The sequence below is a fragment of the Pseudoxanthomonas sp. 22568 genome (assembly GCF_052044485.1).
GTDB classification, from domain to species: Bacteria; Pseudomonadota; Gammaproteobacteria; order Xanthomonadales; family Xanthomonadaceae; genus Pseudoxanthomonas_A; species Pseudoxanthomonas_A beigongshangi.
The window spans coordinates 13,080-25,865 of sequence record NZ_JBQENC010000005.1 but is presented as its reverse complement, the minus strand read 5'-3'; the positions used below and the strand labels follow the sequence as shown (position 1 = coordinate 25,865).

13 protein-coding genes and 1 riboswitch are annotated in these 12,786 nt (G+C 67.1%); of the genes, 9 read left to right on the top strand and 4 right to left on the bottom strand.

Annotation, left to right across the window (positions count from 1 at the left end):
• Window positions 1-753 (bottom strand): DUF3348 domain-containing protein, encoded by a 753-nt coding sequence (locus ACTJI2_RS07640; protein WP_440841628.1) that lies wholly within the window; start codon window positions 751-753, stop codon window positions 1-3.
• Window positions 754-930: 177 nt separating this feature from the next.
• On the opposite strand from ACTJI2_RS07640, the gene ACTJI2_RS07635 reads away from it, so the two are divergent.
• The 7 genes from ACTJI2_RS07635 to ACTJI2_RS07605 all read left to right on the top strand — a co-directional run bounded on the left by ACTJI2_RS07635 (window position 931) and on the right by ACTJI2_RS07605 (window position 6,699).
• Entirely contained in the window at window positions 931-3,027 is a 2,097-nt protein-coding gene (locus tag ACTJI2_RS07635) for a TonB-dependent siderophore receptor (RefSeq protein ID WP_440841627.1), read from the top strand.
• Window positions 3,028-3,035: 8 nt separating this feature from the next.
• Window positions 3,036-4,187 (top strand): PepSY-associated TM helix domain-containing protein, encoded by a 1,152-nt coding sequence (locus ACTJI2_RS07630; RefSeq protein ID WP_440841626.1) that lies wholly within the window; start codon window positions 3,036-3,038, stop codon window positions 4,185-4,187.
• Window positions 4,184-4,378, top strand: a complete 195-nt coding sequence (locus ACTJI2_RS07625) for a hypothetical protein (protein WP_440841625.1) — start codon at window positions 4,184-4,186, stop codon at window positions 4,376-4,378. Before ACTJI2_RS07630 ends, ACTJI2_RS07625 begins: the two co-directional genes overlap by 4 nt.
• Before the next feature lie 263 nt (window positions 4,379-4,641).
• Entirely contained in the window at window positions 4,642-5,112 is a 471-nt protein-coding gene (locus tag ACTJI2_RS07620; protein ID WP_440841624.1) for a hypothetical protein, read from the top strand.
• 176 nt (window positions 5,113-5,288) lie between these two features.
• Window positions 5,289-5,618 (top strand): DUF2834 domain-containing protein, encoded by a 330-nt coding sequence (locus ACTJI2_RS07615; protein WP_440841623.1) that lies wholly within the window; start codon window positions 5,289-5,291, stop codon window positions 5,616-5,618.
• 5 nt (window positions 5,619-5,623) lie between these two features.
• Window positions 5,624-6,460, top strand: a complete 837-nt coding sequence (locus ACTJI2_RS07610; protein WP_440841622.1) for a helix-turn-helix transcriptional regulator — start codon at window positions 5,624-5,626, stop codon at window positions 6,458-6,460.
• 101 nt (window positions 6,461-6,561) lie between these two features.
• Entirely contained in the window at window positions 6,562-6,699 is a 138-nt protein-coding gene (locus ACTJI2_RS07605; RefSeq protein ID WP_440841620.1) for a hypothetical protein, read from the top strand.
• Window positions 6,700-6,757: 58 nt separating this feature from the next.
• On the opposite strand, the gene ACTJI2_RS07600 is transcribed toward ACTJI2_RS07605, so the two are convergent.
• Both ACTJI2_RS07600 and ACTJI2_RS07595 read right to left on the bottom strand, forming a co-directional pair.
• Window positions 6,758-6,964 (bottom strand): twin transmembrane helix small protein, encoded by a 207-nt coding sequence (locus ACTJI2_RS07600; RefSeq protein WP_183640831.1) that lies wholly within the window; start codon window positions 6,962-6,964, stop codon window positions 6,758-6,760.
• Between the two features lie 28 nt (window positions 6,965-6,992).
• Window positions 6,993-7,316 (bottom strand): hypothetical protein, encoded by a 324-nt coding sequence (locus tag ACTJI2_RS07595; protein ID WP_192199116.1) that lies wholly within the window; start codon window positions 7,314-7,316, stop codon window positions 6,993-6,995.
• Between the two features lie 138 nt (window positions 7,317-7,454).
• Here ACTJI2_RS07595 and ACTJI2_RS07590 point away from each other — a divergent pair, with 138 nt between their 5' ends.
• Both ACTJI2_RS07590 and dinB read left to right on the top strand, forming a co-directional pair.
• The gene (locus ACTJI2_RS07590; RefSeq protein ID WP_440841619.1) at window positions 7,455-8,891 is read left to right on the top strand and encodes a PLP-dependent aminotransferase family protein; all 1,437 of its coding nucleotides are present in this window, start codon (window positions 7,455-7,457) and stop codon (window positions 8,889-8,891) included.
• 216 nt (window positions 8,892-9,107) lie between these two features.
• Window positions 9,108-10,178 (top strand): DNA polymerase IV, encoded by a 1,071-nt coding sequence (dinB, locus tag ACTJI2_RS07585; RefSeq protein WP_192199118.1) that lies wholly within the window; start codon window positions 9,108-9,110, stop codon window positions 10,176-10,178.
• A gap of 306 nt (window positions 10,179-10,484) precedes the next feature.
• Here the strand turns inward: dinB and btuB are convergent, their stop codons facing one another.
• Window positions 10,485-12,320 carry a TonB-dependent vitamin B12 receptor gene (gene btuB, locus ACTJI2_RS07580; protein ID WP_440841618.1) on the bottom strand — a complete coding sequence of 612 codons (1,836 nt, stop codon included), beginning with the start codon at window positions 12,318-12,320 and terminating at the stop codon, window positions 10,485-10,487.
• Window positions 12,321-12,446: 126 nt separating this feature from the next.
• Window positions 12,447-12,686: riboswitch (cobalamin riboswitch) on the bottom strand.
• Window positions 12,687-12,786: the final 100 nt, after the last annotated feature.

The window sequence follows — 12,786 nt, the reverse complement described above, 5'->3', positions numbered from 1 at the left end:
TTATCCAGGCAGGTGGGTGCGAAGGGCCGAGAGCAGGCCCTCGGCCGGTTGCAGGCGGACATCCAGTTCGGCGAGCAGCAGGTTCCGCATGTCCCTGCGGAAGCTGTCCAGCCACGCGTCCGAAACGGTCGCGGGCTCGCCTGGTTCGTTGGATGAAGGGGAAGTCGCCGACGCGTTCGCGCGCAGGCGTTCGAAATGGGGGCCGAGCAGGGTGGGCGCGGCGGCCAGCAGCCGACGTTCGCGGCGGGCCAGCGCGCGTTCCATCGACGCATCGACGGCGGCCAGGCGCGCCAGTTCCGTCGAACGCGGCGCCAGCGCATCACGCAGGCGGGACCGCAGAAGCCCGATGGCGGTGTCCATGGACTGTTGCAGGAACAGGTAGCGCTGGCGGAAGAACAGGTAATCGGGGGAATCCTCCGCACCGGCGGATGCCGATGCGCCGCCGCGCCGGGCGGCGGGATCGAAGGCGGGGTCTTCGTGGATGGCACGGGTCAACGCGGCGCGCACGCGGGCGCAGTCCGCTTCCACGGCTTCGGCCGAAGCGGGTTCGGCGAAAGGATCGGCGAGCGGATCGGACTCGGGCCGGCTGTCCAGCGCGGTGGACAGGGCGACTGCGTGGGTCCAGTCGATCCAGTGGCTCAGCCGGTCCGACAGCGGTTGCGTGGGCGAGGGGACGTCCGTGGCCGTCAGGCGGGCCAGCAGACGGATGAACGTCGGGCCACGAATCGCCGCCCGTTGGGGGGCTTCCAACATTCGATGGGGCTGAAAAAACGCACATTTTACACGGCTTGCATGAAGCACCGGCGGAAGCCGCCATCCCGCCGGCCTGGCGGGCGCGGCCGCGGACGGGAATCCAGGTGGACGATAATCATTTGCGTTTGAAGGTGCCGCTTCTCATAATTTCCGGCTCCCAACCGACCGGAAACCGCAATGCCCGCTCCTGTCCGAGGCCGCCGCAACGGCCTGCTGCTGTCGCTGATGGCGCCCTCCCTGCTGGCCTCCGCCCTGGCCCAGGCCCAGGATTCCGGCGACGCCAGGACCCTGGACAGCGTGCAGGTGGTTGCCGACCGCGCCAGCACGGCGACCAAGACCGACACCCTGCTGACCGAGACCCCGCAGTCCATCGGCGTGGTGACCTCGGACCTGTTCATCGATCGCGGCGCCAACAACCTGCAGGAAACCCTGCGCTACAGCGCCGGCGTGACCGCCGACGCCTGGGGCCTGGATACCCGCGGCGACGCCAGCACCGTGCGCGGCCTGGATCCGGTGCAGTACCTGGACGGCATGCGCAAGCTCTACAACTTCAGCCCGATGGCGCGGCCCGAGGTCTATGGCCTGGAGCGGGTGGAAGTCCTGCGCGGCCCCTCGTCGGTGCTGTACGGCGCTGGCGGCGCGGGCGGCATCATCAACGCGATGAGCAAGCGCCCGAGTTTCCAGTCCGCCGGTGAAATCGGATTGCAGGTCGGCAGTTTCGACCGCCGCCAGCTGCAGGGCGACATCACCGGCGCGCTGGGCGATTCGGGCAACCTGGCCGGCCGGCTGGTCGGCGTGGTGCGCGATTCGGGCATGCAGACCGACCACATCGACGACGACCGCATCTACCTGGCGCCTTCGCTGACCTGGCGCGGCGAACGCAGCAACCTGACCGTGCTGGCCAGCTACCAGCGCGATCGCACCGCCTCCAGCCAGCAGTTCCTGCCGGTGGCGGCCACCCTGAAGGCGCCGCCGGGCCGGCGCCTGGATCCGTCGACCTTCCTGGGCGACAAGGATTTCGACAAGCTCGACGCGCGCCAGATCAGCGCGACCGTGCTGTTCGATCACGCCTTCAGCGACGTGATCACCTGGCGTTCCAGCCTGCGCTACATCGACTCGGAGACCGAGTTCCGCGAGCTGTTCCCGGATACCTACAGCAATCCGGAGAATCCCTTCATCGATGCCGACAACCGCGTGCTCAACCGGCTGTCCTACGGCGTGAAGCCGGATAACCGGATCCTGACCACCGACAACGCGCTGCAGTTCGATTTCGCCACCGGCGCGTTCCGCCACCTGCTGCTGGCCGGCGTGGACTACACCGACTTCCGCGAGGAGGCGCTGAGCTTCTCGGGCGCCGGCACGCCGATCGACATCTACAACCCGGTCTCCACCGGCGTCACCATCCCGGAATGGGGGCGGCTGCCCAACCAGCGCACCACCCAGACCGGCGTCTACGTGCAGGATCAGATCCGCTACGCGGATCGCGTATCGCTTGTGCTCGGCGCGCGCCGCGACCACGTGCGGTCCAAGACCCAGGGCCTGCGCGACAAGACCGACAACGAGACCACCTATCGCATCGGCGTGATCGGCGACATCGGCGCCAACCTGTCGCCGTACATCAGCTACAGCGAGTCGTTCCTGCCGGTACCTGGCCAGGATCTGTACGGCCGCGCGTTCGAGCCGATGCGCGGCGACCAGTACGAGACCGGCGTGAAGTGGCAGCCGAGCCGCAACCTCTTCGCCACCCTGGCGGTGTATCGCATCACCGAGACCAACCGCCAGACCAACGACCCGGACAACGTGCTGAACACGGTGCAGACCGGTGAAATCGAATCCAAGGGCGTGGAGCTGGAAGCCGCCTATGTGTCGGACAACGATTTCACCGTCACCGCCGCCTACAGCCACAACAATGCCAAGGTCACCCGCAGCAACTTCACCCCGGAACTGGGCAAGCGCCTGAACGACACCCCGCAGGATCTGGCCTCGGTTTGGGTCGCCAAAGGCTTCGAGATCGGCGACGGCATGAAGCTGCGCGCCGGCATTGGTGGCCGTCATGTGGGTTCGACCGTCTCCACCGGCGCGAGCATCGTGGTGCGCACGCCCAGCTACACGCTGGCCGACGCGCTGCTGGAACTGCAGATGCCGTCCTGGACGATGGCGCTCAACGTCACCAACCTGTTCGACAAGGCGTACTACGCGCCGTGCCGCAACTTCGGTGACTGCTTCAGCGGCAATCCGCGCATGGTGACCGGCACCGTCACCTACCGTTTCTGAGGCCCGCCATGCAGCGAAGCACGCTCAAGGCCTGGTTCCTGGTCCACAAGTGGACCAGCCTGGTGTGCACGCTGTTCCTGCTGCTGCTGTGCCTGACCGGCCTGCCGCTGGTGTTCTGGGAGGAAATCAGCCACCTCACCGGCGCCGAACCCGAAGTCGAGGCGGCGGCGCCGGGTGCGCAGCCGGCCAATATCGACGTGCTGGTGGAGAAGGCGCTGGCGAAGTATCCGGGCGACGTGCCGCTGTTCTTCGGCTGGGATGACCATTCGCCCAGCGTCTACGTCAACACCGGCGCGCGGCCGGATACGCCGCCGCCGGAGATGCACACCGCGGTGCTGCACCAGTACACGGGCGAGGTGCTGCCGGCGGCGCAGTTCAACGAAGGGGTGATGTATTTCCTCTACCGGCTGCACACCGACGTCTTCGTCGGCCTGCCGGGCATGCTGTTCCTGGGCGCGATGGCGCTGCTGTTCGCGGTGGCGATCGTGTCCGGCCTGGTGTTGTACGGTCCGTTCATGCGCAAGCTGCCGTTCGGCACGCTGCGGACTGGTCGCAGCCGCCGGCTGGCCTGGCTGGATCTGCACAACGTGCTGGGCGTGGTGACGCTGGGCTGGGCCTTCGTGGTCGGCATCACCGGCGCGATCAACACGCTCGCCGGTCCGCTGGAACAGGCGTGGCAAGCCGATCAGCTCGGCGAGTTCGCCGCGCGCTACCAGGACCGCCCGCGGCCCGGAAAGCTGGCTTCGCTGGACGCTGCGGTGGCGACGGCGCGCGCGTCCGAGCCGGACATGGTGCCGGCGTTCGTGAGCTTCCCGGGCACCGGCTACAGCGGCAACCACCACTATGGCGTGTTCATGCACGGCAACACGCCACTGACCGAACGCCTGTATCGTCCGGTGCTGATCGACGCCGAAACCGGCGAACTCACCGCCAAGCCGGAACTGCCCGGTTACATGACCACGCTGCTGCTTTCGCAGCCGCTGCATTTCGGCGACTACGGCGGCATGCCGCTGAAGATCCTGTGGGCGCTGCTGGATCTGCTGACCATCGGGGTGCTGGTGTCCGGCCTGTACTTATGGTTCAAGCGTGGTAGCACCGAGGCGCGCGTCACCGAAATCGAGCGCAGCGGCCTGATCGGCAACGGCGAGGCGCAGGCATGAGCCGGGCCCAACGCGGTCCTTCCAGTCCGTTCGTGGCACCGGCGTGGATCACGCTGGCCAGCCTGGTCGGACTGATCAGCGCGCTGATGGGGGACGGCCTGTTCAATCTGGTGTCCTGGCTGGTGTTCACCGCGCTGGTGGCGCTGGCGATACGCGCCTGGATCAAACGCGAGCGCGGCCGGCGTTCCTGATCTATCCCGGATCCGAATCGCGCGCGTGCAGGACACGCCATTGCCACAGCCTATCTCGAGCACGCGATGCCCCGGAGACAACTCAAGGCCTTCGACGGCCCAGCGGATACGCAATGGGACAGGATGGGTCACGTGGGACTCCATGGTCGGGGTATGCCGACGCGTTGGATGATCGTGCGTGGCAATCAAGGCTTCGCCTTGTATCTATCATGACGTTGAGAGAGGCTGTTCAGCACTCACAACCAAGCCAAGGATGCTCGAGAATGAGAACGTTCCCCGGATGGCCGTTTTTTCATGCATGCCTGATCCTGCTGGGAATAATCGCACTGGCGGGTTGCCACCGGGAAGAAGATGTCCCTGCGGCAAAGTACAGTTGGTCGGGGTCGGCACGGGAAGAATGTCCCTCCACGCTAGGGGCGGCCAATACAGTGGAACTGGCGGATCTCGCAGCCCGACCCACCGCATATGAAGGAAAATTCATCCGTGTGGAGGGCTACTACTACGGATATTTCGAGCACGCCGCGCTGCATCCGGAGCCCGAGGCGGAGAGCTACAGCGGTAATTTCGACGAGCAAGTCTGGGTAAGCAGTATCGATGCCGAATATAGCCGGCAACGTGTTCAGCTGACGGGCATCTTCACTGCGAAGTCGCGGGGGCACGGAGCCCAATGGCCGGGGACGCTGTGCGTGGTATCCGTGTTGAAGCTACCAGGGGCCGCCGGCCGAATGCCCTGACGAAGCGTTCCGGAAGGAGCGAATTCGATGGGCCTGATAGCGCATCACCGAGCTAGGCCGGGAAACCACTAAAGATTTCGACAGCACGCCTGGCCGGGAGCTGCTTCAATCGGCCGTGGCGGCGCCATGACGCCGGGCCTGTCATCATCGGCGCACCGGCCAGCCAGGATGAGGACATGCGAACCGTCTACGCGCTGTTGTGCCTGCTGGGAACGCTCTGGCCGCTCTCGCGGCTGTGGCCATGGATCGCCGAGCACGGCATCGACCTGCCGCTGCTGGCGCGACAGGCGTTCGCCACCCCCATTGCCGGCTTCGCCTGGGCGGACGTGCTGGTGTCGGGCGTGGCGGTGATCGCGTTGATGGCGATCGAAGGGCGGCGGCTGGGCATGCGCCGCTGGTGGTTGCCGCTGCTGGGGTTGTCGGTGGGCGTGTCGCTGGCGTTGCCGTGGTTCCTGTGGCTGCGCGAGCATCACCTAGCGACGCGACCACAACCGGCGAAGCACTGATCGCGATGTCCGAGTTCACCGTCCATCCGCTGCTGGATACCGGCACCGTCGGGATCACGGACGTGCTGTGCCGCGGTGAATGTCGCCATCGCAGTGCGGAAGAATGCGCGCGGGTCACCCATCTGGTGTTTCCCTATCGCGGCTTGTACCTGCGCCACGTCGGCGGCGAGCAATCGGTGGCCGATGCCAACCACGTCCTGTTCTTCAATGCCGAAGAGGGCTATCAGGTCAGCCATCCGGTGGCCGGCGGCGATGCCAGTCTGGTGCTGTCGATTTCGCCGACGCTGCTGCGCGAACTGGCACCGGCGGATCTGCTGCAACGACGCGAGGAAGCGGGTTTCCGCACCCAATCGCGGCGCATCGATCCCCGCGCGCAGGCGCTGGTGGCGCTGCTGCGCCACAGCCTCCGTCACCGCGCGATCGAGCCGCTGGAAGCCGAAAGCCTGGGACTGACCCTGCTGTGTCGCAGCCTGGGACCGCGCACCAGCCATGGCACCACCGCCACCCACGCGCGCCGCCGGCTGGTGGATCGGGTGAAGGTGCTGCTGGCCAGCGATCTGGGCCGGCGCTGGAGCCTGGCTGACATCGCAGTGGAGATCGGCGGATCGCCGGTGTACCTGACCCAGGTCTTCCAGCAGGTCGAAGGCATGCCGCTGCACCGCTACCACCTGCGTCTGCGGTTGGCGCGCGCGCTGGATCTCGTCGCCGGTTGCGAGGACATGTCGGCACTGGCGCAGGATCTTGGCTTCTCCAGCCATAGCCATTTCGCCGCCGCGTTCAAGCAGGTGCATGGGCGCACGCCGAGCGCGTTCCGCCAGGCCGCGCTCGCCAAGAGCGGGTGAGCGCGTTGGTATCGAATCGCTAAAGAATCCGACAGCGCCGCCGTCGCCGCGATGGTCTCCTGTCCCTGCCCGGAACGGCCGGGCAACCACCGGAGAGTGTCATGAGCGAGAAGACCTGCGCCGTCTGCGATTACCCGCTGGACGGCAACGCCATCGAAGTCACCATCGGCGGCCACACCGTGGAGGTGTGCTGCGAGGAATGCGCGCAGAAGCTGCGCGAGGCTGAGGCACGCCGCTGAACACCGGCGGCCCTTCGGGTGGTGCGCAGTGGAAGCGCGCCACCCGCTGGCGGCGGGATCAGTTCAGCACGCCGTGCGGCTGGATCCAGCCGCTGGCGATGCCGATCATCACGATCACGATCAGCGCCACCGAGAAGCCGATGCGCCGGGTCAGCGCGTTGACGGTGCGCTTGCTGCCGCCGGTGTCGACCAGCATGTAGTACAGGCCGGCGCCGAGGTTGTAGATGATGATGCCGAGAAAGCCGAGGACGAGCAGGAGTTTCATGGACGTGGTCCGGTGAAGTGGGGGCGCGTCAGCGGGCGCGCGCGGGGGAAGCGGGCATGCACCAGGCCCGCACGGCGATGGCGAGGGTCATCACCATCAGGAACAGGCCGTAGGCGACGGAGGTGGCGAGCACCTGTTTCCAGATCGCGCCGGCATTGGGATCGGCATTGAGGAATCCCCAATGCATGCCCCAGGCCGACAGCGCGGTGGCCAGCACCAGCGCGATGGTGTCGAACAGGCGCCGGCCGGTACCGCGCGGTTGACGCGGATAGATCCAGTACAGCGCGGCCAGGATCGCGAACCAGGGCAGGAACAGGATCAGGGCCAGATTGAGTTCGACCTGTGCGTTCATGGGACTGCGGACGGAGGGGCGGGAATCTGGACGGGATCGTAGGCATTGCGGAGCAGTTGTCCAAGAATCAGAATCCTTGCCAGAAAACCGGATCAGATTTGACGCTGTAACCGTAACTGATTGATTTTTAATGCTCCTATGAAGCGCTATGAATCCCTGGCCGAGGACATCGCCCGCTCCATCCGCGACGGCCTGCTGCGGCCGGGCCAGCGGCTGCCGTCGGTGCGCCAGACCAGTGCCCGCCGCAAGGTCAGTCCGGCCACGGTGTTCCAGGCCTATTACCTGCTGGAAGCGCGCGGCCTGATCCGCTCGCGCCCGCGCTCGGGTTACTACGTGGCCGATGACGCGCGGCCATTGCCGCCGGAGCCCGAGCGCGCCTCGCAGCCAGCCGACGGCGCGCGGCCGGTGGACGTCAGCGAACTGGTGTTCGAGGTGCTGGAATCGGCGATGGTCCACGACGTGGTGCCGCTGGGTTCGGCGTTTCCCAGCCCGCTGCTGTATCCGCTGGACAAGCTGGGCCGGGCCATGGCCGGCGCCGCGCAATCGCTGGATCCGTGGAGCACGGTGGACGATCTGACCCCCGGCAAGATCCAGCTGCGCCGGCAGATCGCGCTGCGCTACCTGATCGCCGGCGTGCAGGTGTCGGCCGACGAGATCGTCATCACCAACGGCGCGCTGGAAGCGTTGAACCTGTGCCTGCAGGCGGTCACCCGGCCCGGCGATACGGTGGTGGTGGAATCGCCCTGTTTCTATGCCGCCCTGCAGGCGCTGGAACGGCATGGCCTGCACGCGCTGGAGGTGCCCACCCATCCGCGCGAAGGCATCGACCTGGACGCGCTGGCGCAGGCCATCGAACGCCATCGTCCGGCGGCGTGCTGGCTGATGACCAGTTTCCAGAATCCACTGGGCTGCACCCTGCCGGACGAGAAGAAGCGCGCGCTGGTGGACCTGCTCGATCGCCATGAAATCCCGCTGATCGAGGACGACGTCTACGCAGAACTGTATTTCGGCGAACGCCGCCCGCTGCCGGCCAAGGCGTTCGACCGTGGCGGACGGGTGCTGCATTGCGGATCGTTCTCCAAGAGCCTGGCGCCGGGCTATCGGGTGGGCTGGGTGGCGCCGGGCCGCTACCGGCGCGAGATTGCCCACCACAAGCTGACGTTCTCGCTGGCAACCTCGGCGCCCAGCCAGCTCGGCCTGGCCGCGTACCTGGAAAAGGGCGGCTACGAGCGCCACCTGCGGCGCCTGCGCAAGACGCTGGAACGGCAGCAGCAGGAATACATGGGCGCGATCGCCCGCCACTTCCCCGAGGGCACGCGGATGACCCGGCCGCAGGGCGGCTACTTCCTGTGGGTGGAACTGCCGCCGCAGGTCGATGCGCTGGCCCTGCACCGGCAGGCGCTCGCCCAGGGCATCAGCCTGGCGCCCGGACCGATGTTCTCCGCCAGCCGGGCCTTCCGCCATTGCATCCGCCTCAACTACGGCCACCCGCTGGACGCACGCGCCGAACAGGCCATCACGACCCTGGGCACCCTGGCCACCGCCTTCCTGTCCCAACCTGTGGGAGCGACGTAAGTCGCGAGCTTTTCCCTCAGCGGACGATTCCGGCCATCGCGACTGACGTCGCTCCCACAAGGAAAAATTCTCAAATCCTTGGCCCTGCCATCCATAACCCCACTTGTGGGAGCGACGTAAGTCGCGAGTTTTTCCTCAGGGTAAGGTTCCCGCCATTGCAACCGACATCGCTCCCGCAGGGAAAGAAGACCGCAGGACTCTTACAATACCGCCGGCATGCGCAAGATCATCCATATCGACATGGACGCGTTCTACGCGTCGGTGGAGCAGCGCGACGATCCGTCGTTGCGCGGCAAGCCGGTGATCGTGGCCTGGCGCGGCGCGCGTTCGGTGGTGTGCGCGGCCTCCTACGAGGCGCGTACCTTCGGCGTGCGCTCGGCGATGCCGGCGGTGCGCGCCGAACGGCTGTGTCCGGACGGCATCTTCGTGCCGCCGGACTTCACGCGCTACAAGGCGGTGTCGCGGCAGGTGCGCGAGATCTTCCTGCGCCAGACCGATCTGGTCGAACCGCTATCGCTGGACGAAGCCTACCTGGACGTGACCGCGCCCAAGACCGACCTGCCTTCGGCCACCGCCATCGCCGAGGCCGTGCGCGCGCAGATCCGCGAGGAAACCGCGCTGACCGCCTCCGCCGGGGTGGCGCCGAACAAGTTCCTCGCCAAGATCGCCTCGGACTGGCGCAAGCCGGACGGCCTGTTCGTGATCAAGCCGGGTCAGGTGGACGCCTTCCTCATCCCGCTGCCGGTGGAGCGGATTCCCGGCGTCGGCAAGGTGATGCTGGGCAAGCTGCACGCGATGGGCATCCGCACCGTGGGTGAGCTGCGCGAGTGGCCGCAGATCGAACTGGAACAGCGCTTCGGCAGTTTCGGCGGCAGCCTGTTCCGGCGTGCGCGCGGCGTCGACGAGCGCCCGGTGGAACCGGATCAGCCGGTGCAGTCGATTTCCGCCGAGGACACCTTCGAGCGCGACGTGCCGCTGGCGGACATCGGCGAGGCGGTGCGGCGCCTGGCCGGCAAGACCTGGGAAGCGACCCGCAAGACCGATCGCGTCGGCCGCACCGTGGTGCTGAAGCTGAAAACCGCGCAGTTCCGCATCCTCACCCGCAGCTTCACCCCAGAAGCGCCGCCGGCCACACTCGAGGAGTTCACCGCCATCGCGCTGGCCCTGCGCGAACGCGTGGACCTGCCGGCCGATACCCTGTACCGGCTGGTCGGCGTGGGCCTGTCCGGCTTCCGCGATCGCGAGGATGTCGTCGAGCAGCCCGGGCTGTTCGAAGACGCCTCGTAACCTGGATTTTTCCTTGTGGGAGCGACGTGAGTCGCGAGCTCTTCCGGAGTTTCCGGCTTTCCGGTATCGCGACTAGGTCGCTCCCACAAGGGAGAAAGGCAACAAGGCGCCCGGCATTCGCGGTCGAGCAGCAAGGATTGTTCGATAAATCTCTGTAACCCGGATGTCTCCCTGTGGGAGCGACGTGAGTCGCGAGCTTTTCCGGAGTTTCCGGCTTTCCGGTATCGCGACTTATGTCGCTCCCACAAGGGAGGGATGGCAAAAAAGAAAAAGCCCGGCGTCTGCCGGGCTTTTTCATGCACGCAATCAGCGCTTGGGCTGGTAGCGCAGGCTCAGGCCGTATTCGCGGCCGGGCTGGTTGTACCAGGCGATGGTTTCGTATTCGCGGTCGAACACGTTGTCGACCTTGGCCAGCAACGTCCATTCCGGGGTGACCGCGTATTCCAGCCGCAGGTCGGCGGTGGCGAAGCCGCCCAGGCGGGTGGCGTTGGTCAGCTCGTCGTAGCGGTAGCCCGCGCCATTGACGGTCGCGCCGACGCGGAAGTCGCCGAACGCGCGATCCACGTCGATGCGACCGGTGTTGCGCGCGCGGCGAGGCAGCAGCTTGTCGTTGTTGCTGGCGCTGCGGTTGCGCGGGTCGGTGTGGCTGAGCTGGGCGGAGAGATCCCAGCCGGCCAGGGTGACGTCGACGGTGAACTCGGCGCCGCGGATGCGGGCCTCGTCCACCTGCACCATCGCGAAACTGCTGCCGTCATAGGTGATCAGATCATCGATGCGGGTCTCGTACAGATCCAGCGCCCAGCGCCAGGCGTCGCCGTTCTGGGCGATGCCGACATTGAGGCTCTTCGACTTCTCCGGCTCCAGGTCGCGGTTGCCGCTCCACGGGTCGTACAGATCGCTGAAGGTCGGCGCCTTGAAACCGGTGCCGTAGGTTGCGCTGAGCTTGAAGCCGCGCCCGAAGCTCATGCCCCAGCCGAGGTTGCCGGTGGTGTGGTTGCCGAATTGCTCGTTGTCGTCGTTGCGCACGCTGGCCTGCAACTGGTGGGCGCCGAACTTGCCCTGGTACTCGACGAAGCCGGCGGTGTTGCGGCGGCTGTCGGCGGCGTAGTCGGTGGTGCTGTCGAGATGGTCGATGTACCAATCCGCGCCGACGGTCAGCAACTGATCCTGGCCCAGGCCGATGTCGGCCTGCGCGCTGGCGGTGTTGCGGTGGGTGTTGTGGGTGCTGTCGTGATCGACTTCGTTACGGTAGTTGTCGGTCTCGTTGTCGCTGCGGCCGACGTTGACGGTCAGGGCGAAGCGGTCGGTCGGCACGTAGCGGACCTTGCCATTCAACACCTGCTGCACGTTCTCGGTGTAGTTGTAGTAGCCGTCGTACCGGTTCGCGCCTTCGGCGCGCAGCGCGCTGGCCTCGGCGGTCAGCGTGTCGGTCAGCTTGTAGCCGCCGCGCAGGCTGGCCGAGACGTTGCGGTAGCCGTCGCGGTCAGGTTCGTCGGCGTAGCAGCCGCGACCCTGCGATACCGAGCCGCGGCAGGCATTGATGCCATCGGTGCGCTGGTAGGCCGCGTCCGCGCCGAACCAGCCGCGCTCGCCGCCGCCGCCGAAGCCAGCGCTGGCCTGGCGCAGGCCATTGCTGCCGCCGCCAATCTGGAAGTGCGGCGCGTAGGTGCCCTGGTTGCGGCGGGTGAAGATCTGGATCACGCCGCCGATCGCCTCGGAGCCGTACAGGCTGGAGTTCGGGCCGCGCACAATCTCGATGCGATCGATCTGCGCCAGCGGCAGATCCGGGATGGCGGCGGCGGCGAAGTCGGCCGAGTTCACCCGCACGCCGTCGATCAGCACCAGGGTGTGGCTGGAGTTGGTGCCGCGCAGGAACAGCGAGGTCTGCTTGCCCGGGCCACCAGCATTGGTCAGGTTGATGCCGGCGCGGCCGCGCAGCAGATCCTGCAGCGAGGTCGCCTGGCTGCGCTCGATGTCGGCGCGATCGATGACCTGCGCCGGCGCCAGGCTGTCTTCCAGCGCGATCGCGGTGCGGGTGCTGGTGACGACGACTTCGTCCAGTTCGGTGGCGGCGTCCTGGGCGAGCGCCAGGCCCGGCAGCGCCAGGGCGACGGCCAGGGACAGGGTACGGATAGGTGGCATTGCAATCGGCTCCATGCGCCGCGCGCTCCCGCGCGGCATAACGAGGGGAGGCGGCAACGCGGGAACGGGAAGACAGCGGAAACGGCCGTACGCACGGCGCTCGCCGCCGCAACGCCCGCCGCGTCGCAACCAGTCGTCTTTCGGGCCGGTCTCCGGGCTTGCGAGCGCGATGGCGGCGCCATCGCCGGCCAGGGCGCCTTCCCGTGCGGATGCACAGTGGCGTATGCCCTGTCCTGGCTCGCTTACCGTTGCGGGGGCAGCGCCGGAATCACCCGCAGCGCCGGGATGGCGTGCGCGGGTTCACCGGCTTCCCGTTTCAACCCGGGGCGGAATCGTCCGCGGGTCACCAGAAAGCGCGGCGATCCTACCAGATACCGGTCTGGCGGATGCCGATCCTGTGGATGGGCGGGCCGCGCCCGGGCGGCAGCGCGCATCGATGGAAAGCGGGCAAGGCAAGGCATGCATC